This is a genomic window from Egibacteraceae bacterium, from assembly GCA_035540635.1.
Classification (GTDB): domain Bacteria; phylum Actinomycetota; class Nitriliruptoria; order Euzebyales; family Egibacteraceae; genus DATLGH01.
The window spans coordinates 18,438-37,824 of sequence record DATLGH010000085.1; the positions used below are offsets into that span (position 1 = coordinate 18,438).

The 19,387-nt window shown below is 74.1% G+C and carries 23 protein-coding genes and 1 pseudogene; 11 read left to right on the plus strand and 13 right to left on the minus strand.

Features of this window, described 5'->3' with window-relative positions; translation table 11 throughout:
- Positions 1–159: 159 nt before the first annotated feature.
- On the plus strand, positions 160–1,677 hold the full coding sequence (locus VM324_13480; protein ID HVM00298.1) for a hypothetical protein: 1,518 nt from the start codon (positions 160–162) through the stop codon (positions 1,675–1,677).
- On the opposite strand, the gene hppD is transcribed toward VM324_13480, so the two are convergent.
- The 3 genes from hppD to folP form a co-directional block, all read right to left on the minus strand.
- On the minus strand, positions 1,674–2,768 hold the full coding sequence (gene hppD, locus VM324_13485; GenBank protein ID HVM00299.1) for a 4-hydroxyphenylpyruvate dioxygenase: 1,095 nt from the start codon (positions 2,766–2,768) through the stop codon (positions 1,674–1,676). The genes VM324_13480 and hppD overlap by 4 nt on opposite strands.
- A gap of 4 nt (positions 2,769–2,772) precedes the next feature.
- Positions 2,773–3,117 (minus strand): hypothetical protein, encoded by a 345-nt coding sequence (locus tag VM324_13490; GenBank protein HVM00300.1) that lies wholly within the window; start codon positions 3,115–3,117, stop codon positions 2,773–2,775.
- A gap of 63 nt (positions 3,118–3,180) precedes the next feature.
- Positions 3,181–4,047 carry a dihydropteroate synthase gene (gene folP, locus VM324_13495; protein HVM00301.1) on the minus strand — a complete coding sequence of 289 codons (867 nt, stop codon included), beginning with the start codon at positions 4,045–4,047 and terminating at the stop codon, positions 3,181–3,183.
- Positions 4,048–4,107: 60 nt separating this feature from the next.
- Between folP and VM324_13500 the strand changes: the two genes are divergently transcribed.
- From VM324_13500 to VM324_13520, 5 genes are read left to right on the plus strand one after another with little or no spacing between them, the layout of a single operon-like run.
- Complete coding sequence (locus tag VM324_13500; protein ID HVM00302.1) at positions 4,108–5,142, plus strand: hypothetical protein; 1,035 nt, start codon at positions 4,108–4,110, stop codon at positions 5,140–5,142.
- On the plus strand, positions 5,123–5,788 hold the full coding sequence (locus tag VM324_13505; protein ID HVM00303.1) for a DUF4129 domain-containing protein: 666 nt from the start codon (positions 5,123–5,125) through the stop codon (positions 5,786–5,788). Before VM324_13500 ends, VM324_13505 begins: the two co-directional genes overlap by 20 nt.
- A complete protein-coding gene (locus VM324_13510; GenBank protein ID HVM00304.1) occupies positions 5,785–6,921 on the plus strand; it encodes a DUF4350 domain-containing protein in 1,137 nt (378 codons plus the stop codon). The genes VM324_13505 and VM324_13510 overlap by 4 nt, the downstream gene beginning before the upstream one ends.
- Positions 6,911–7,894 carry a MoxR family ATPase gene (locus VM324_13515; GenBank protein ID HVM00305.1) on the plus strand — a complete coding sequence of 328 codons (984 nt, stop codon included), beginning with the start codon at positions 6,911–6,913 and terminating at the stop codon, positions 7,892–7,894. Before VM324_13510 ends, VM324_13515 begins: the two co-directional genes overlap by 11 nt.
- The gene (locus VM324_13520) at positions 7,891–9,237 is read left to right on the plus strand and encodes a DUF58 domain-containing protein (protein ID HVM00306.1); all 1,347 of its coding nucleotides are present in this window, start codon (positions 7,891–7,893) and stop codon (positions 9,235–9,237) included. Before VM324_13515 ends, VM324_13520 begins: the two co-directional genes overlap by 4 nt.
- Before the next feature lie 54 nt (positions 9,238–9,291).
- Here VM324_13520 and VM324_13525 read toward each other — a convergent pair whose 3' ends face one another.
- On the minus strand, positions 9,292–10,299 hold the full coding sequence (locus VM324_13525; protein ID HVM00307.1) for a stage II sporulation protein M: 1,008 nt from the start codon (positions 10,297–10,299) through the stop codon (positions 9,292–9,294).
- 19 nt (positions 10,300–10,318) lie between these two features.
- Here VM324_13525 and VM324_13530 point away from each other — a divergent pair, with 19 nt between their 5' ends.
- Complete coding sequence (locus VM324_13530) at positions 10,319–11,176, plus strand: RDD family protein (GenBank protein HVM00308.1); 858 nt, start codon at positions 10,319–10,321, stop codon at positions 11,174–11,176.
- A gap of 47 nt (positions 11,177–11,223) precedes the next feature.
- On the opposite strand, the pseudogene VM324_13535 reads toward VM324_13530, so the two are convergent.
- Positions 11,224–11,853: pseudogene (locus VM324_13535) on the minus strand (uracil-DNA glycosylase).
- A gap of 86 nt (positions 11,854–11,939) precedes the next feature.
- Complete coding sequence (locus tag VM324_13540) at positions 11,940–12,713, minus strand: alpha/beta fold hydrolase (GenBank protein ID HVM00309.1); 774 nt, start codon at positions 12,711–12,713, stop codon at positions 11,940–11,942.
- Positions 12,714–12,788: 75 nt separating this feature from the next.
- On the opposite strand from VM324_13540, the gene VM324_13545 reads away from it, so the two are divergent.
- Positions 12,789–13,247, plus strand: a complete 459-nt coding sequence (locus VM324_13545) for an SRPBCC family protein (GenBank protein HVM00310.1) — start codon at positions 12,789–12,791, stop codon at positions 13,245–13,247.
- 8 nt (positions 13,248–13,255) lie between these two features.
- On the opposite strand, the gene VM324_13550 is transcribed toward VM324_13545, so the two are convergent.
- The 5 genes from VM324_13550 to VM324_13570 form a co-directional block, all read right to left on the minus strand.
- Complete coding sequence (locus VM324_13550) at positions 13,256–14,119, minus strand: glycerophosphodiester phosphodiesterase (GenBank protein ID HVM00311.1); 864 nt, start codon at positions 14,117–14,119, stop codon at positions 13,256–13,258.
- Between the two features lie 49 nt (positions 14,120–14,168).
- Complete coding sequence (locus tag VM324_13555; GenBank protein ID HVM00312.1) at positions 14,169–14,387, minus strand: hypothetical protein; 219 nt, start codon at positions 14,385–14,387, stop codon at positions 14,169–14,171.
- Between the two features lie 68 nt (positions 14,388–14,455).
- The gene (locus VM324_13560) at positions 14,456–14,662 is read right to left on the minus strand and encodes a hypothetical protein (protein HVM00313.1); all 207 of its coding nucleotides are present in this window, start codon (positions 14,660–14,662) and stop codon (positions 14,456–14,458) included.
- Between the two features lie 34 nt (positions 14,663–14,696).
- Positions 14,697–14,906, minus strand: a complete 210-nt coding sequence (locus tag VM324_13565; GenBank protein ID HVM00314.1) for a hypothetical protein — start codon at positions 14,904–14,906, stop codon at positions 14,697–14,699.
- A gap of 47 nt (positions 14,907–14,953) precedes the next feature.
- Positions 14,954–15,157 (minus strand): hypothetical protein, encoded by a 204-nt coding sequence (locus tag VM324_13570; GenBank protein ID HVM00315.1) that lies wholly within the window; start codon positions 15,155–15,157, stop codon positions 14,954–14,956.
- Between the two features lie 148 nt (positions 15,158–15,305).
- Here VM324_13570 and VM324_13575 point away from each other — a divergent pair, with 148 nt between their 5' ends.
- Complete coding sequence (locus VM324_13575) at positions 15,306–15,974, plus strand: hypothetical protein (GenBank protein ID HVM00316.1); 669 nt, start codon at positions 15,306–15,308, stop codon at positions 15,972–15,974.
- Positions 15,975–16,088: 114 nt separating this feature from the next.
- Here VM324_13575 and VM324_13580 read toward each other — a convergent pair whose 3' ends face one another.
- Together VM324_13580 and VM324_13585 are read right to left on the minus strand one after the other, a co-directional pair.
- Positions 16,089–16,481: a hypothetical protein gene (locus VM324_13580; protein HVM00317.1), complete on the minus strand. Its 393-nt coding sequence runs from the start codon at positions 16,479–16,481 to the stop codon at positions 16,089–16,091.
- A gap of 110 nt (positions 16,482–16,591) precedes the next feature.
- Complete coding sequence (locus tag VM324_13585) at positions 16,592–16,801, minus strand: hypothetical protein (protein ID HVM00318.1); 210 nt, start codon at positions 16,799–16,801, stop codon at positions 16,592–16,594.
- 298 nt (positions 16,802–17,099) lie between these two features.
- Here VM324_13585 and VM324_13590 point away from each other — a divergent pair, with 298 nt between their 5' ends.
- A complete protein-coding gene (locus VM324_13590; protein HVM00319.1) occupies positions 17,100–17,450 on the plus strand; it encodes a hypothetical protein in 351 nt (116 codons plus the stop codon).
- 284 nt (positions 17,451–17,734) lie between these two features.
- On the plus strand, positions 17,735–19,387 hold a 1,653-nt coding region (locus tag VM324_13595), incomplete at its 3' end, for a hypothetical protein (protein HVM00320.1).

Here is a 19,387-nt window from a genome sequence, read left to right on the forward strand (position 1 = left end):
CCCCGGCGCGGGGCGGCCTGCATGAACAACGAGGTTTTCGCAGGCGAACGTATCAAGGAGCCGGAGCCGGGACTCTCCCTGGCGAGCGGGTGCCCCGCCCTGCGGGCCCCGTGAACCTGGCGAGCGCGTCCCGGCTCGAAATCGATGGGAGGGGAGCCCGTGTCCGAGATCGACGAGGAGCGTGTCGAACAGGCGATCCGCGTGCTGAGCAGGGTGCGGCGCAACTGGATGCGTCGGCCGGGCGTGTCGGCGGTCGACGTCGGCTTCCCCATCGAGGACGGCCGGCTGCGGGAGGACGAGATCGCGCTCCGTGCCCACGTCGTACGGAAGCTGCCGGCGCAGGAGGTGCCGGAGAACCAGGTCTTCCCGGAGACCGAAGGCGGGTTCACCGTCGACGTCCTCGAGGTGGACTACGAGGTGTCCGCCGCACCGTCGGCGACGAACGCAGGCGCCGCGACGGGCGGCGGGGATCCCGACGGGGGGGCGGAGCGCCTCGACCCGCGGCGTCTGCAGCGCCTGTCGCCTCTCGTCGGCGGGGTGAGCGTCGGCAACCCCCGGATAGCCGCGGGCACGCTCGGCGCGGTCGTGTGGGACCGCAGCGACGGCTCGCCGCACATCCTCAGCAACTGGCACGTGCTGGCCGGCAACGACGCGTCCGCGCAGGCCGGCGGATGCGCGCCGTCGCGCAGCGCCGGCCAGCCGTACTACCAGGCGGCCGGCGGCGCCTCGCCACAGGCGCTGGGCTCGCTGGAGCCCTACTACCAGCTGCTCGCCTCGCTGCAGCCCTACTACCAGTCGCTGGCCGCGCTGGAGCCCTACTACCAGTCGCTGGCTACGCTGGAGCCCTACTACCAGCTGCTCGCCGCCTTCGAGCCCTACTACCAGTCGGCAAGCGACGGCCAGCCCTTCCCCCAGGCTGCGGGGGTCGGCGAGCCGATCTGCCAGCCGGGGCGCTTCGACGGCGGCACGTCGGCCGACGTCGTCGCCCACCTCGCTCGCGGTCGGCTCGACCGCTTCATGGACGCAGCCGTCGCGCGTCTGACGGGACGCCGCGCGTACAGCCCGTCCGTCCTCGGGGTCGGGATGGTCACCGGGCACACCCCGCCTCGCCTCGGCATGCGGGTGATGAAGTCCGGCCGCAGCAGCGGGGTCACCCACGGCCGCATCGACGGGGTGAGCCTGTCGACGACGATCACCTGGGGCAGCGAGAAGCACTACTTCGAGGACCAGGTCCACATCGTGCCGCTCCACCCGTGGCCGCAGCCCGACAAGGATTTCGAGGAGGTCTCCGAGGGGGGCGACTCGGGCGCCGTGTGGTTGGAGGAGGCGACGAAGCGCGCGGTCGGCCTGCACTTCGCCGGCGACGTCGGCGGCGTGGCCGAGAACGAGCACGCGCTCGCCAACCCGATGCCCCGCGTGGCCGAGGCCCTGAACGTCTCGTTCGCGCCGGACCCGAGCGTCCTCGCGCAGGCCGGCCCCGCCGATCCCGACGGGCGCGTGCTCCGACTCCTTCGCAGCCTGGGCGGCGCGCGGCCCGGCAACGACCTGTCCGGGCTCGTGAAGGCGGTCACCGGCACGGGGTCGCGGCACGGGGCCGACGGCGCCGGGCTTTCGACGAGCGACCTGGAGGCCCTTCGCGCGGTGATCGACGCGGTGCTCGGTTCGTTGAAGCGCTAGAGGTTGCCGCGCGCGGCCTGCTCGCGCTCGATCGCCTCGAACAGCGCCTTGAAGTTGCCGACTCCGAACCCGCGCGAGCCGTGCCGTTCGATGATCTCGAAGAAGACCGTCGGGCGGTCCTGCACCGGCTTGGTGAACAGCTGGAGCAGGTAGCCCTCGTCGTCGGCGTCGACGAGCACGCCGTGCTCGGCGAGGGCGTCGAGGTCCTCGTCGATCCGTGACCAGTCGAGCCGTTCGCGCAGGGCGGCGTAGTAGGCGTCGGGCACCCGGAGGAAGTCCACACCGCTCGCGCGCAGGCGCGAGACCGTCGCGACGACGTCGTCGGTGGCGAGGGCGAGGTGCTGGACGCCCGGCGAGCCGTAGGCCTCGAGGTACTCGTCGATCTGCGACTTCCTGCGGCCGGGAGCCGGCTCGTTGATCGGCAGCTTCACCCGCCCCTCGCCGTCCCAGAGGACCTTGCTCATGAGGGCGGTGTACTCGGTGGAGATCGCCTCGTCGTCGAAGTGCACGAGCTGGGAGAAGCCCATGACCTGCTCGTAGAACCGCGCCCAGTGGGTCATGCGGCCGAGCTCGACGTTGGCCACGACGTGGTCGATGTGGCGCAGCCCCGCACCCGCGCCCGGCGGCCCGTCCAGCGCCTCGTAGCCGGGCATGAACGGCCCTGAGTAGTTCGAACGGTCGACGAACGAGTGGATCGTGTCGCCGTAGGCGCGGATCGCCGCGACGACGACCTTGCCCCGCTCGTCCTCGCGCACCTCGGGGGGAAGGTGCGGCTCGGCTCCCCGCGCGACCGCGCTCGCGAACGCCGCGTCGGCGTCGGGCACGGCGAAGGCGACGTCACGCACCCCGTCGCCGTGCGCGCGCTGGTGGACGACGGCCTCATGGTCGGGGCGCAGGCCCGCGGTGAGCACGAAGCGGATGTCGCCCTGCCCGAGCACGTAGGAGGCGCGGTCGCGCACGCCGGTCTCGGGGCCGGCGTACGCGACGGGGGTGAAGCCGAAGGCCGTGCGGTAGAAGTGCGCCGCCTGGCGGGCGTTGCCGACGAAGAGCTCGATGTGGTGGTAGCCGAGCAGGGGCATGAGCTCGGGCATCGCGCTAGCCTCCCGAGATCTGCGGTCGCAAGTCGAACTCGGCGTCGCCGATCATGAGCCACTCCACCGGCTCGCCGCCGGCGACGTGGTCGAGGATCGCGGGCACGTCGCGCTCGGTCACCCCGCCGTAGAAGACGTTGTCGGGGAAGATCGCCACGACGGGCCCGACCATGCAGGCCTCCATGCAGCCACCCGCGACGATCTTCACGTCGTGCATCCGCCGCCGGCCCGACTCCTCGCGCATGGTGTTGAACACGTGTGCCGCCCCGTTGGCGTTGCAGCTCGGGCGCGGGTGCTCACGGTCGCGCTGGTTGATGCACACGAAGACGAACTTGCGGGGCTTCGGCACAGGTGTCGCTCCTCGCCTCGTTCGGGCCCAGCCTACTGCCGTCGCCGCGGCCGACAGGGCACGTCAGTCGAGCCCCCGGGCGGAGACCGCGGGGCGCCGCCGGCCGAGGATCGTCTCCATCGTGCGCACCGCCCGCACGGTCGCGCGCGTGTCGTGAACCCGCACGACGTGCGCGCCGAGGTGCACGGCGGTCACCGCAGCCGCCAGCGACGCCTCGGCGCGCTCGTCGACCGGCAGGTCGAGCGTCTCGCCGAGGAAGTCCTTGTTCGACATCGCGACGAGCACCGGATAGCCGAGCGCCCGGATCTCCGGCAGCCGGCGGGTCAGCTCGAGGGAGTGGGCGGTGTTCTTGCCGAAGTCGTGGCCGGGGTCGACGACGATCCGGTCGCGGGCCACGCCGCGCCGACGCGCCTCCTCAGTGAGGCGAGCAAGCCCGTTCACGACCACGGTCGTGACGTCGGGCCGGTAGGTGGTGCGAAAGGGCCTGGTGCGCGGGGGCGTGCCGGAGTGCACGACGACGAGCGCGGCGCGGGGGCGGGCCGCGACGACGCCGGCCAGCTCGGGGTCGGTCAGCCCGGTGCTGTCGTTGACGAGGTCGGCGCCGGCGTCCAGGGCGTCGGCGGCGACGGCCGCCCGGAACGTGTCGACCGACAGGGGCACGTCCCAGCGCGCGCGGAACGCCTCGACGAACGGTAGGACCCGCGCGCGCTCCTCCTCCACCCCGACGTCGGCCCCCGGTCCCGCTTTCACGCCTCCGACGTCGACGATGTCGGCGCCGGCGGCCACGTGCGCCGCGGCGAGGTCGAGCGCCGCGCCGAGCGCCCATCCGCGACCGCGGTCGGAGAACGAGTCGGGCGTGCGGTTGACGATCGCCATGACGGCGGCCCGCTCGTCGAGGCGGAAGGTGGTGGACCGGAGCCGGAATCGCATGGCCGGTCATGGTAGGCATACTGACCCGGCAGCGAACCCGAGCCGACAGGAGACCGTGCCGTGACGGCGAGTGGCAACACGCCCCCGCCAGGAGAGCCGCCGCGGCTGCCGCCGCCGCCCGGGGACCCCGGGCAGCCGGCGGCACGCGGAGCGCGACCCGTCCCGATCCGCCCGCTCAACCTCGGTGACGTGCTCGACGGCGCGTTCAGGCTCTTCGCCGCCAACTGGCGGACGATCGTCCTGCTCACCGGCGTCTTCGTCGTCCCGTTCCAGCTGCTGTCGGCGTACCTCCAACGCGACCTGCCGGGGCTGCTCGACCTGTTCGACCTCATGACCGACCCCGCCGCCGCGCAGCGGTTCGCCGAGGCCGGCGGCGGCGGCGGCAACCTCGCGACGCTGCTCGCCATTGCCCAGGGCCTGCTCGTGTCGCCCCTCGTGACCGGCGTCATCGCCGCGGTCGTCGCCTCCTCCTACCTCGGTGGCGAGGCGGGTGCCGGCGAGGCCTTCTCCGCCGGGATGAGCCGCTGGTGGGCCCTCGTCGTCTCGTGGGTGGTGCTCATCGTGGCGGCGGTCGCTCCGCCCGTCGTCGCCGCCGCGGTCGTCGCGGGCGCATCCGCCGGGGGCGTGCCGCTGCCGGTGGTCGCCGTGCTCGCGATCGTGCTCGTCCTCGCGGGGGTCTGCGCGTCGCTCGCGATCGGGTCGATGTTCTCCGCCGCCGCGCCGGCGATCGTCGTCGAGCACCTCGGCCCCTTCCAGGGGCTCGCGCGCTCCGCCCGGCTGCTGCGTCCCCGGATCTTCGCCGTCGTCGGGACGGTCGTCGTCGCGATCCTGCTCGTGCTCGTGCTGTCACTCGCGCTCGGGGGCATCCCCCAGCTCGTCGGCATGCTCATCGGGGACCGCTTCGGGTGGCTGTTCATCGCCGTCGGCGGCATCCTCGCGAGCCTCGTGAGCACGCCGCTCTTCGCGATCGTCGTCACCCTGCTCTACTTCGACGGGCGCGTGCGCCGGGAGGCCCTCGACCTGCGGCTCGCGGCCGACGGGCTCGCGGCCAGGACCGGCGACCCGGGCGCCACGGGTGGTCACGCTGGCCGTTGAGCTGCCGCCCCCGGCCGTCGGTCCCGAGGAGGTGCGCCGTGTCGTCACCGAGGTGCTGTCGCGCCCGGAGTTCGCCGGGGCGGCCCCGTCGCTGGCGGCGCGGGTGCGCGGCTGGGTCGCCGAGCAGATCGGGCGCCTGATCGAGGCGGTGGCCGGCACGGGAGGAGCCTCGCTCGTCGGGTCGCTCCTGCTCACGGCCGCGGTCGTCGTCGCGGTGGTCCTCGCCCTGCGCTTCGCGCGAGGACTGCGCCCCGACCCGGCGCTCGCTCCGGTGACGGCCGACCGTGTCGGGCGCCAGGCGGCGGACTGGGCCGCGGAGGCCGACGCGCACGCGCGCGAGGGCCGCCTGCGCGAGGCGCTGCGCTGCCGCTACCGCGCGCTCGTCGCCGCGCTCGCCGCCGCCGGGGCGGTGGACGAGACACCCGGCCGCACGACGGGGGAGTACCTCGCCGAGGTGGCGCGTCGCCGCCCCGACGCCGTGAGCGACGTCGCCGCCGTGACCGCGGCGTTCGACGCGAGCTGGTACGGCCACGCCCGCGTCGACGAGACGACCCTCGACGAGGTCCGTCGGCGCACGGACGCGGTCCGCGCCGCCCTCGGGCGGCACCGCCCGGTCGCCGCACCTGCCGCGGGAGGCCGGCGGTGAGGCCGGACCTGCGGCGTGGGCTGCGTCGCGCCGGGCCCCTGGCCGCGCTCGTCGCCGCCGCCGTCGTGGCGGTCTGGCTCGCCGGCCGCCCCGTCGACGGGCCGCCGCTCGACCCGGCCTCCCCCGGCCCTCACGGCACGAAGGCCCTCGTCGACGTGCTCACCGCGCTCGGGGCCGACGTGCGGTTGACCGACGATGCGCAGCCGGGGGACGCGGTGGCGCTCCTGCTCGTCGACCGCCTGACCGGCGACGCCGCGGAGGACCTGCGCGAATGGGTCGTGGACGGTGGGACGCTCGTCGTGGCCGACCCCCGCAGCCGCTTCGCCCCGCAGGTGGCCGGTCCGGCGAGCATCGGGCCGATGGAGACGACCCTGCCGCGCGACTGCGACCTCGCGGCCCTCGCCGGCGTGGAGCGGGTGGCGGCTCCCGCCGGCGTCGTCTACGCGGGCGCCGGCGAGGGCGGCGCGGTCGGCTGCTTCCCCCGATCCGACGGTCACTGGCTTGTCGCACGGACGGAGGGGGCGGGCACGGTCGTCGCGCTCGGCGGCCCCGGGGCGCTGACGAACGCCGTGCTCGGCACCGCCCACAACGGTCCGCTCGTCGCGGCGCTCCTCGCGCCGGCGAGCGGCGGTTCCCTCGCGTTCCTGCGACCCGGGGCGCCGGGCGAGGGCGAGGCGACGCTCGGGGACCTCGTCGCGGAGCCGGTGCGGCTCGCCCTCGCCCAACTCGCGGTCGCGTTCGCCGTCGTCGTGCTGTGGCGGGCGCGCCGGCTCGGCGCCCCGGTGCGCGAGCCCCGGCCCGTGCAGGTGGCCGGCTCGGAGCTCGTCACCGCGGTGGGCAACCTGCTCCAGCAGAGCGCCGCCCGCGGGCAGGCCGCCGGCCTGCTCCGCGCGAGCGTGCGCCGTGAGCTCGCCGAGCGGCTCGGCCTGCCGGGCGACAGCCCCGTCGACGCCGTCGTGGCCGCCGCCTCGCGTCGCACCGGTCGCGACCACGACGGTCTGCTCGACGCGCTCACCGGCCGCGAGCCCCCCGACGAGGCCGCCCTCGTCGCGCTGGCAGCCGACCTCGAGCGTCACCGCCGCGCCGTGCTCGGCAGCCCGGTGCCGACCAAGGAGCCCGCCCGTGTCCGCTGAAGCTCCGACGACCGCCGCGCGGGAGGCGATCGTGGCGGTCCGCGACGAGGTCGCCAAGGCCGTCGTCGGTCAGGACCGGGCCGTGACCGGCCTGCTCGCCGCGCTGCTCGTCCGCGGCCACGTCCTGCTGGAAGGGGTCCCGGGAACGGCGAAGACGCTGCTCGTCAAGGCGCTCGCCGCCGCCCTGCGGCTCGAGCAGCGCCGGGTGCAGTTCACGCCCGACCTCATGCCGTCCGACGTCCTCGGCCAGCTCGTCTACACTCCCGGCGCCGGCCAGGGCGGCGAGGGCACGTTCCGCTTCCGCCGCGGCCCGGTGTTCACGAACCTGCTCCTGGCCGACGAGATCAACCGCACGCCGCCGAAGACGCAGGCGGCCCTGCTCGAGGCGATGGAGGAGCACCAGGTCTCCTTCGAGGGCCAGGCGCACCGCCTGCCCGAGCCGTTCGCCGTGGTCGCCACCCAGAACCCCGTCGAGTACGAGGGCACCTACCCCCTACCCGAGGCGCAGGTGGACCGGTTCCTGTTCAAGCTGCTCGTCGACTACCCCACGGCCGCGCACGAGCAGGCGGTCCTCGCGCGCCACCACGCGGGCATGGATCCCCACGACCTGCGGTCCCTCGGCATCGACGCCGTGGCGGGTCCCCCCGAGCTCGCCGAGGCGCGCCGCGCCGTGGGCACCGTGCGCGTCGAGGAGCCCGTGCAGGCCTACATCGTCGCGATCGCGCGGGCGACCCGGGAGTCGCCGTCGCTGTCCCTCGGCGTCAGCCCGCGGGGGTCGGTCATGCTCCTGCACGCCGCGAAGGCGTGGGCGTGGCTCGCCGGCAAGTCGTTCGTCACCCCCGACGAGGTGAAGGCCGTCGCGCCGCCGACGCTGCGCCACCGCATCCAGCTGCGGCCCGAGGTCGAGCTCGAGGGCGTAACGGCCGACGGGGTGCTCGACGGCATCCTCGCGGCGGTCCCCGTCCCACGGTGAGCGCCTGGCTGCCGGTACCGACCGGGCGCCTCGCCGCGCTCGCGGCCGGTCTCGCCGGCGTGGTCCTGCTCGCGCCACTCGGGGCACGGGCCACGCTCGGGGTCGCCAACGCCGCGCTGCTCGCCGCCGCGGGGGCGAGCTGGTGGCGCACGCCTCGTCCCTCGGTGCTCGAGGTGCGCCGGGACCTGCCCGGTGTCGTCCCGCTCGACGGACACGCCGAGGTCGCGTGGACGGTGACGAACCCCACCCGGCGCACACTGCGGGTCCGCCTGGCCGACGACCTCGCCGACTCCCTGCGCCCGACGAGCCGCCGCGCCGACGTCGTCGTGCCCGCGGGCGGCACCGTCACCGCCCGCGTGCGGCTGGGACCCTCCCGGCGGGGGCGCTTCAGCCCGGGCGGGATCACCGTGCGCGTGAGCGCCCCCCGCGGGCTCGTCGCCCGCCAGGCCTGGCGGGCTTTGCCCGGCGAGCTGCGCGTGTACCCGCCGTTTCGCTCCCGTGAGGAGGCGGAGCTGCGCGTGACCCGGGCGCGCATCCTGGATGTGGGGCTGCGCTCGGCGGCGGGGCGCGGCGGCGGCACCGAGTTCGACCAGCTGCGCGAGTACACCGTCGACGACGAGTTCAGGCGCATCGACTGGGCCGCCACCGCCCGCACGGGCAAGGCGATCGTCCGCACGTACCGCGCCGAGCGCAACCAGACGGTGCTGTGCCTGCTCGACACGGGCCGCGTCATGGCGGGGCTCGTACGGGAGGCCGACGCCGCGGGCGGCGAGCCGGGGGTGCCCCGCCTCGACCACGCGATGGACGCGGTCATGATGCTCACCGCGGTCTCGACCCGGCTGGGCGACCGGGCGGGCCTCGTCGCGTTCGCCGACGCGGTCCGGGGCGTCGTCGGCCCGGGCCACCGCCGCGACCAGCTCGCGCGGGTGACGGCGGCGATGTACGACCTCGACCCACGGCTCGTCGAGAGCGACTACCGCGGCGCGTTCGCCGAGACGCTCGCGCGCTTCCCGCGCCGCGCACTGCTCGTCGTGCTCACCGAGCTGGCCGAGCACGCCGTCGCCGAGACGCTCCTGCCGGCGTTGCCGCTCGTCGTCCGCCACCACCTCGTCGTCCTCGCCGCCGTGCGGGACCCCGAGGTCGAGCGCTGGGCGCGGGCCACCCCCGGGGAGGCGAGCGCCGTCTACCGCAAGGCCGCTGCGGTGCAGGCACTCGACGCGCGCCGGCGCACCGTCGCCCGCCTGCGGGGGCTCGGCGCGGTCGTCGTCGACGCCCCGCCCGGGCGCCTGGCCCCCGAGCTCGCCGACGCCTACCTGCACGCCAAGGCGACCTCCCGGCTCTAGTCGACGTCGGCGGTGAGCGCTGCGCCGGTGGTGCGTGGCGCTTCGCGCGCGGGTCTACACCGCCGCCCAGGCCGGCTCGTCGGCTTCGCCGAACGCCCCCGTCAGTCCCCGCGCCTGCGCGGACCGACCGCGCACGACGACGTAGCCGACGAAGGCGAGCTCCGCCACCGCGCCGATGCCGACGCGCACGGCCGTCGGCAGCGCCGAGCCGGTGACGAAACCCTCGATGAGTCCAGCGACCGCGAAGACGCCGAGGAGCCCGACGACGATCACCACCGCCCGGCGGCCCTCCTCCACGAGGGCCTCCCCACGCGGACGGTCGCCGGGATCGACGAGGGTCCACCCGAGCCGCAACCCGGCGGCACCGGCCACGAAGACCGCCGTCAGCTCGAGCAGGCCGTGGGGGAGGATGAGGCCCCAGAAGCGTGGCATCTGCCCCGCCGCGGCGAACAGCCCGGCCGCCACGCCGAGGTTCGCGCCGTTCAGGACGAGCACGAAGGCGGTCGGCAGGCACGCGAGGATCCCGCCGGCGAACGCGAGGACGCCGACCTGGATGTTGTTCGTCGTGACCTCAGAGGCGAACTGCGCCGACGCGCTCGACGAGTAGTAGGCCTCGAAGTCCTCCTCGACGTACGCCTCACGCACCGCTTCGGGCCCCGCGGCCTCGAGGGCCGCGGGCGATCCCGCGAGCCAGATCCCGACGGCCGTCGCGGGCACGACGAAGAGGGCCGCGGCGACCGCCACGAACGCGCGGGCGTGCCACAGGGCCGCCGGGAACGTGTCGGCGACGAAGCGCCCGGCGGCGCGCAGCGTGCGCGGCCGGGTACCGTAGACGTACGCCCCCGCCTCGGCGACCAGCCGGGTCAGCCGGGCCGTCAGGGCGGGGTCCGGGTAGGTCGTTCGCGCGAGCGACAGGTGCGTGGAGACCCGCTGGTAGAGCCCCACGAGCTCGTCGAGCTCCGCGGGGGAGAGGCGCCCGGCGCGCCGTGTCGCCTTGCGTGTGAGCACCGCCAGGCGCTCCCACCCGCTCTGGTGGGTAGTGATGAAGCGGTCGATGTCCACGGGCTGGAGAGTGTAGGCAGTGAGCGGCGTCGTCACGCCGGAGGCCGTCCGGCTCGAGTTCGAGGCCGCGGGGATCGGCTCGCGGGCGGTCGCGCTGAGCGTCGACCTCATGCTGCAGAGCGTGGTCGTGGTCGTGCTGCTCTTGGGCCTCGGCCTCGTCCTCGAGGGCGCCGGAGCGGGGCTGCCCGACTGGATCGGCGTCACCGTCACGCTGCTCCTCGTGTTCGCGGTGTTCTGGGGCTACCCCGTCGCGTTCGAGACGCTGTGGCGGGGGCGCACCCTCGGCAAGGCCGCGATGGGGCTGCGGGTGGTGACCCGCGAGGGAGCGCCCGTGCGCTTCCGCCACGCCGCCATCCGGGCGGCGCTCGGGCTCGTCGACTTCCTCGTCAGCCTCGGGGGGATCGCGGTCGTGAGCGCCCTGCTGACCCGTGAGCACCAGCGCCTCGGCGACCTCGTCGCCGGCACGCTCGTGCTGCGCGAGCGCACCGGCGCGCGGGCCCCGTCGGCGGTGCGCTTCGCCGTTCCCCCCGGCGCCGAGCCCTACGCAGCCACCATCGACCCCTCGGGGCTGACCGGCGACGACTACGCCGCCATGCGCGGCTTCCTCCTGCGCGCAGGCGAGCTGCCCGCCGACGTGCGCGCCGACCTCGCCCGGCGCATCGCACGGCCGATCATCGCGCGCCTGCGGCACCGACCGCCGGACGGCGTGAGCCCGGAGCTGTTCCTCGCGTGCGCCGCGGCCCGCTACCAGCAGCGCGGCACCGCGCGCTCCCCCTCACCCGTCCCCGCGCCGCCCCCGCCGGCGGGTGAGCCGACGTTGCCGGCCCCGCCTGCCGAGCAGTCGCCGCCCGGGGGCGGGTTCGCCCCGCCCGGCTGAGCCGGTGCGCGGAGGCTGAGCAGCTCCCGGGCGCGGGCCAGGACGCCGTCGAGCATGGCGGGGGTCAGACGCCCCGTGAACGTGTTCTGCTGGCTCACGTGGTAGGAGCCGACAAGCGTCACCCCACCGACGCGCGCCTCGGCGCCGTGCGCGAACCGCGGCTTGGGGCGCACCGGTCCGAGCAGTCGCAGGGCGGCGTCCCAGGCGTAGCCACCGAGGGCGACCGCGACCTCCACGGGCAGGAGCGCGAGCTCGGCGGCGAGGTAGGGCAGGCAACGGTCGCGCTCGTCGGGTGCGGGGCGGTTGGCCGGCGGGGCGCACTTCACCGGGGCGCTGACCCAGCAGTCGGTGAGCGCGAGCCCGTCGTCACGATGCTCCGACGTGGGCTGGTTCGCGAACCCCGCCCGGTGCAGCGCGGCGTAGAGGAAGTCGGCCGAGCGATCCCCCGTGAACACGCGCCCCGTGCGGTTGCCGCCGTGTGCCGCCGGAGCCAGGCCGACGACGACGAGCCGCGCCCGCGGGTCCCCGAACCCGGGCACCGGGCGCGCCCAGTACTCCCAGTCGGCGAAGGCGGCGCGCCTCTCCCGGGCCACCTGCTCGCGCCAGGCGACGAGCCGCGGGCATGCGCGGCAATCGACGACGTCGCGCTCGAGCGCCTCGAGGTCGGCCCACGTCATGGGCGCACCGTACCGCTGCTGCCTGCTCGTCGGGCGCGACTGCCGGCCCGTCACCGACCACGACCACGTCCGCCACGTCCGTTCGCTCAGGTCAGGAACTCGAGGATCGCGGCGGCGATCGCGTCCGGCTGTTCGAGGGCCGCCCAGTGCGCCGCCCCGGGGATGACCCTCACGCGCGACACAGGGATGTCGCGATGGAGCTCCTCGGTCATGCGCAGGGGGGTGGAGCGGTCGTGGTCACCGACGAGCAGCAGCGTCGGCTGGCCGATCTTCTCCCGCTTGATCGACGGCGCCTTGGCCAGTGCCCGGCAGGCCTTCGCGTAGCTCTGCGGGTCGTTGCGCAGGAACACGTCGCGCAGCAGACCGGTGAGCTGGGGCAGCTTCGCGTGCGTCCGCGGGGCGAGCGCGCCGGGCAGCCAATCCTCGACGAGGACGTCCATGCCGTCGGCCTCGACCATCTCGGCGCGTTTCGCGTAGGCGTCCTTGGCGGGCGGCTCGAAGTAGGAGATCCCACCGAGCAGCACGAGGTTGTCGACCGTCTCCGGGTTCGCCACCGCGAGGTGCTGCGCGACGAGCGTGCCCATCGAGTGGCCGACGAGCGTCACCGCCGGGAGCTCCAGCGCGCCGATCAGCGCCTCGACGTCGTTCGACCAGCCCTTGATCGAGTAGGCCCCCTTCGCGTGCTCGCTGCGCCCGTGCCCCCGCAGGTCGACGGCGACGACGTGATGGTGCAGCGCAAGGTTCTCGATCACGCCGTACCACGCATGGAGGCTTCCGCCGAGGGCGTGCAGGAGCACCACCGGCGGTCCTTCGCCCTTGCTCACGTAGTGGTGCTTGACGCCGTTCAGCTCGATGAACATGCCGGCTCCGCAGTCGGGAGAAGAGTGCGGCAATACTACGGGGCCTCCGGGGAACCCGACGAAAGGCGGCGCTTCGTGGCGCGCATCGAGGTGACGACGCATATCGAGGCCGATCCCGCCCGGGTGTGGGAGGTGCTCGTCGACTGGGAGGGACAGTCCCGCTGGATGCGCGACGCGCGCAGCGTGACCGTGCTCTCGCCCAATCGGGAGGGCACCGACGTGGTCGTGCGCTGCCGGACCGACATCATCGGAGGGCTGGTCGTGACCGACGACATGGTCACCACCGAGTGGGACGAACCGCGGGTCATCGGCATCCGCCACCTCGGGTGGCTCATCCGCGGCGTCGGCGCGTTCGAGCTCGCACCGACGAGGCACGGAACGCTCTTCACCTGGTGGGAGGAGATCGACCCGCCCCTCGGTCCGCTGGGCGAAGCCGTCACGACGCTCGCCGTCGTGCCGCGGGTCCGGCGGGTGTTCCGCGGCAGCCTCGCCGCGTTGAAGCGCGTCTGCGAGTCGACGAGCGTCCGCCCGTAGCGGTCAGGTCAGCTCCGGGCTCCTCGCCACGCCACCTGCCGGCCGTGGAGCACCTCCACCAGCGTGTCGGGGCGGTCGCTCATGATCCCGTCGACGCCGAGGTCGAGCAGCCAGGCCATCTCGTCGGGGTCGTCGACGGTCCAGACGTGCACGGCCAGCCCGCTCGCGCGGGCGTCCTGGACGAACGCACGACTGACGACCTCGATGCCCTGGTAGGTGACGGGCACCTGCAGCGCCACGGGCGCCCGCGTGCCCGGCGCGACGTCGGGGAGGTCGCGCGACGACCAGAAGCCGGCGATCTCCCCGGCGCTCGTGGCGGTCGGCACATCCGGCGCCACCGCCCGGAACTCGTGGAGGTAGGTGTCCTCGAAGGCCGACACGATGACGTCGTCGTCGCGGCCGTGCTCGGCGAGCAGCGCCGCGACGCCGGCCGCCAGCGACGGCTCGTCGGGCGGCCCCTGCTTGAGCTCCATCGTGAGCAGCGTGTCGCCGAACTCGGCGAGCACCGCGCGCAGGGTCGGGATGCGCAGGTCGTCGCTGCCCTCGCCACGCAGCGGGTAGGGGCCGTCCGGTGCGCGCTCCTCCGCGCCGTGGTCCGGGACGAACCGGTAGGCCGCGTCGAGGCGGCGGACCTCTGCGAGCGTGTGCGCGGCGAGCGGTCCGGAGCCGTCCGTGGTGCGGTCCAGCGTCGCGTCGTGGCACACGACGACCTCGCCGTCGGCGGTGGCGCGCAGGTCCATCTCCAGCGCGGGCGCCCCCGCCGCGACCGCGCCCCGGAAAGCCCGGAGGGTGTTCTCAGGCCACAGCCGGGCGCTGCCGCGGTGCCCGAACGCGAGCACGCGCCACTCGAGCCACGGGTTGTCTGAGGGCATACCCGCCCAAGCTAGACGCTTGCCCGCGAACAGCCCGCTGCCGGCGCTGTCAGCGACCGGCCTCCCCGAGGTCGTCCGACTCGATGCGCTGCTCGTGGACCTCCGTGCGCCCGTTGCGTTGCACGATCCGCTGGCGGCTCGACACCCGGCTCACCGAGCGTCCGGGCTCGTTGACGTTGGCGGCAACCACCGCGTTGACGGCCCCGGCGATCCGGGCGCCTTCGCGCTCGACGTCGATGGGCTTGTTGATGACCTTGCGGATCCTCATGGCCGTCCCTTCGCTGCACCGGTGATAGGGGCCGCGGGAGGTGGCAGACCACCCCCCGCGGCGACGCGTCACGTGCTCTGGTCGATGGTGACGTCCTGCTCGGCGTTGGCGTAGGCCACCGAGTTGTCCGACAGGATGTTGGCCGCGACGGCGGCGTTGACGGGCGCTGCGACGTTCGCGTTGATCAGCGACATCGCCTCGCGGTCGGGCAGCGCCTCCGCGCTCTGGGCCTCCAGCTCGTCGGCGGTCAGCTCGAGCTTCGTGTCATCGGTCATGGTGGTGCGCTCCTCCATCTCGCTCGGCAGCAGGTCAGGTGCTCTGGTCGATGTCGCTGTACTGGCTGGCGTCGGCGTAGGCGATCGCGTCGTCGCTGAGCACGTTGGCCGCGATCGCCGCGTTGATCGGGATCGCGACGTTGGCGTTGACGAGCGACATGGCCTCGCGGTCGGGCAGCGCCTCCGCGCTCTGGGCGTCCAGCTCGTCGGCGGACAGCTCCGGGTTGGCATCCTCGTTGGTCACAGCAATCACTCCTGGTCCATGGTAGGGGCCGTCACCCGTCGGGCCGGTCACGTGCTCTGGGTGATGTGGGCGGTCTGCTCGGCGTTGGCGTAGGCCACCGAGTCGTCGCTCAGGACGTTCAGCGCGACCGCGGCGTTGATCGGTGCCGCCACGTTGGCGTCGATCAGGGACATGGCCTCGCGGTCGGGCAGCTGCTCGCCGCCTTCGGCGTCCAGCTCCTCGGGGCTGAGACCCACTTGCTGTTCGGTCATCCGACGTCACTCCTTGGCGGGATCGTCTTTTGCGAACGCTGGCTTCGTACCCCGCACGACCTGCCTCACACCGAAAATCGGCGGCGCTCGACCGGTGGCCTTGCGCAAACGTGGCCGGGCGGCCAGCCCCGGTCGCGGCTTTGACGGCATGAGCGTCACGGCGGTTCCGGCGGGGTACATGCTCCTGGTCAGTCGCCGTCCCATGGAGGTCCCGAAGGTGCCTGGACTTGTCGCCCGGTTCGTCGTCGTGTGGCTCGCCGCGGTGCTGGCGGTGGCAGGCTTCCTGCCCCTCCCGGCGCTGGCGGGAGGCGCCAAGCATGTGGTGCAAGCGCTCAACAGCGACCCGTCGGTGGCGCTGGCGCGCTCCGGCGTGGTGGTCGTCCCGGTCGCCTCCGACCCCGCGGCCCCGGAGAACCTCGCCTACGCCAAGGGCAGCGACTGCACCGGTTGCCGCACCGTGGCGGTCGCGTTCCAGTCCGCCTTCGTCACGCGCGACGCCCGGGAGATCCGTCCGACGAACACGGCGATCGCCGTCAACGAGCGCTGTGACCGCTGCGCGACGTTCGCGTCCGCCTACCAGTACGTCGCGACCACCCGCGGCCCGGTGTACCTCAGCGCCCAGGGCCAGCGCGACGTCGCGGAGATCCGCGGGCAAGCCGCGGCACTGGCCGCGTCCGACCTCGACTTCGCGGTGCTTCGTGCCGAGCTCGGCGAGCTCGCCGAGCGGTTCCGTCAGGTCATGGACGAGGAGCTGCGCCGCGCCGGCGAGCTGGGCAAGGGCGAGCTGACCGAACAGGTGCGGGCAACCGCGTCGTAGGGCCACACCGGTTTCCGCGGCTTCGTGCGCCGTCACCCGCCGGCGCCTCCGCGCCTCGACGTAGCGCGGCAGCGCCGGCAGCGGTCAGTGGCTTGTTCACGCGCCTGCGGAGCTTCATGCTCGTTCCCCCTCCTCCGCGTGGCGCTTGAACCGGTCGAGGTACATGCCGATACGCTGGGCGACCCACGTCGCGTCCAGTCCCTCCTGCGCGAGGGCGGTCGGGTTGTAGCGCAGCTCCAGCGTCACCTCCGTCGTGGCCTCGTCCACGGCGTCGAAGTGGATCATGCCCTTGTCGGCGTCCGGGGCGCCGGGAACCTGGTCGGCCGCGACCTCGGCCCGTGCGCCGGCCTCGCCGGCCGGCCGCGCCGCCTCCCCGGTGAACCGTTCCCACCGTCGTCGCGTCTCCTGGACGGGCAGGGCGATGCGGGTCGTGCTCTGTGCCGTCTCCATGGCGCGCTCTCCGGTCAGCATCTCATGGCGCTCGCGCGCGACCGTCTCCCCCGGCACAGACGAGAAGCGCCTCCGCCTGGCGGCTCCTGCGGTTCACGTCTCAGGGTCGGCGCGGGAAGGCCAGCCGCCGTTCGTGCGCGGCGGCCGGCTCCGCGTGTGCCGGTCGCCTACGTGCTCTGGTCGATGGTGACGTCCTGCTCGGCGTTCGCGTACGCCAGCGAGTCGTCGCTCAGCACGTTGGCCGCCACGGCGGCGTTGACCGGAGCGGCGACGTTCGCGTCGATCAGCGACATCGCCTCGCGGTCCGGCAGGGCCTCGCCGGCCTGGGCGTCAAGCTCGTCAGCGGTCAGCTCAGGTTGCGTCTTGTGGTCCGTCATCGTCATCACTCCTCGGTCGTCAGCGCGGGTCATCAGGTGCCTGTGAGCGGTGCGTCCTTCCCTCCACGCTCCCCCCCGTCGACCCGGACCATGCGGGAAAGCGGCCGCATGTTCGGGGCGGCGGCACGGAAGGTGGCCGGATGACCGGGGTGGCATGGTTGCCCGGTCGGGGGCCCTGGTCGGGCGGCCGGGGTTGGAGGCGGCGTGGGCGGGAAACAACTCTGGACCCGCCCCGAGATTATGGAGACGACGCCCGTTGTCCGGTTCAGCCCGTACCTTCGAGCCCAGCCCGGCGCTGGTGGCGACGCTGGGCCTGGCCGCCGCCGTGGTCGCCGTCGCGGCAGTGGCGCTCGCCACGCCGGCGGCGTCCGCCGGGCCGGCGGGCAGGGGGCAGCTCAGCGGTGTGCTCGGCGGCGACGGCGAGCTCGAGGGCGGCTGTGCCTGGTTGGACGCTTCCCGAGGCCGCTACGAGGTCTTGTGGCCCCCCGGCTACACGGTGGCGTACGAGCCCGTCCGGCTCATCGGCCCGGACGGCACGGTCGTCGCTCGCGACGGCGAGCAGGTGACGGTCCGGGGCCGGGAGGCCCCGGAGGCCGTCACGCTCTGCCAGGTGGGCCCCGTGTGGGACGCCGATGCGGTGCTGCCATGACACCCTCGGTCGGCGACGTGTCGGGTCCGTCGTGACCTCCCGGTGCCGGCAGCCGCACGGTTGAGCGCGTCACGGACGGGGATCCTGCTCTGCGCGACCGGGCGTAACGCCACGGGATCGCAGCTCACGACGGAGCGCAGACACGCCGACCGGCGGCTCGTTGGCCGACCGCGACGCCGGCCGGGACGCCGCGACCGACCGGAGCGCCTGAGCGCACTCTCGGAGCCGGTAAGCGGGGGGCCCTCGCAAGGGCGCCCCCGCGGCGGTTGTGCGGGGAGAGGCTGATGGCAGACACGACGGCGGTGCCGGCGGGGCCACGTGAGCTCGCCGACGGTGTCGAGCTGATCGGGGAGTTCCAGGACTCGGGCTACGAGGAGCCGCCGTACCTCGCGCGCCGCGCCGACGGCCAGGTCGTCCAGCTGACCGAGCTGCTGTACCTCGTGGCGAGCGGCCTGGCCGAGAGCGGCAGCTACGAGGAGATCGCGGAGCGGGTGGGCGATGCGTACGGGCGGGCGGTCAGTGCGGACAACGTGCGCCAGCTGGAGGCCAAGCTCGAGCCCCTCGGGTTGCTGAAGAACCCCGACGGCTCAGAACCGCAGGTCCGCAAGCACGAGGGTATCCTTCAGCTGAACATGCGCACCGGCGTGGTGCCGGCGCGCGCTGTGCGGGCCATCACGACGCTCTTCCGCCCCCTGTTCCTGCCACCGGTCGTCCTGGCCGTCCTCGTCGCGTTCGTCGGCTTCGACATCTGGTTCTTCTTCGTGCACGGGGTTGGGGAGAGCCTCCGCGAGACGCTGTACTCCCCGGCGGTCATGCTGCTGGTCCTGGGGATGGTCGTCGTCTCGGCGGCGTTCCACGAAAGCGGGCATGCGACGGGGTGCCGCTACGGGGGAGCGGATCCCGGGGTGATGGGCGCCGGCATCTACCTCGTGTGGCCGGTGTTCTACACCAACGTCACCGACTCCTACCGGCTCAGCAAGGCCGGCAGGCTGCGCGTGGATCTCGGCGGCGTCTACTTCAACGTGGTGTTCCTGCTCGCCACCGCAGGGGTCTACTTCCTCACCCGGTTCGAGCCGCTGCTGCTGGTGATCCTCGTCCAGCACTTCGAGATGCTGCGCCAGTTCCTGCCGTTCGTGCGGCTCGACGGCTACTACGTCGTGAGCGACCTCACGGGCGTGCCGGACCTGTTCGCCCGCATGAAGCCGATCCTGGTGAGCATGCTGCCCGGCCAGACGCCCGACGCCCGGGTGACGCAGCTCAAGCCCTGGGTGCGCCGGGCCGTCACCGCCTGGGTCCTTGCGGTCATACCGATCCTGCTGTTCAACGTCACGGTCATCCTCGTCAACCTTCCCCGCATCCTCGCCACCACGTGGGATTCGCTGCTCCTGCAGTGGGACGAGCTGACGAGCGCCATGGCCGCCGGACAGGCGGTGTCCGCCACCGCCGCCGGTTTCCAGGCGCTGCTGCTCGTGCTGCCCGTCACCGGCATCGCGTACATGCTCGCGCGGGTGGGGCGCAAGCTCCTGCAGCGCACGTGGACGGGCGTCCGTGACCGCCCGGCGGCGCGCTGGTCGTTCGCCGCCGCCTGTGCGGCGGTTGCCGCCCTGTCGGCCTTCGTCTTGTGGCCGAACGACGACTACAGGCCCCTCCAGGAGGGTGAGCGGTACCGCATCCAGGACGTCGCCGCCACCGTGCGCCACATCCCCACCGGTCGCCCGGCGCTCACCGTCGAGCGGGAGGCGGAGCTGGGCGGGGCGCCGTTCGTCCGCCAGGCCGGGTCGCCGGCCGTCGAGGAGGACACGCGGGAAGGCGACCCTGTCGAGATCCCCGACGAGGCCCCCGACGAGGCCCCCGACGAACCCGCCGAAGGCACCCCCTCCCCGAGCCCGACACCGAGCCCGTCACCGAGTCCCTCGCCACGCCCGTCACCCACGCCG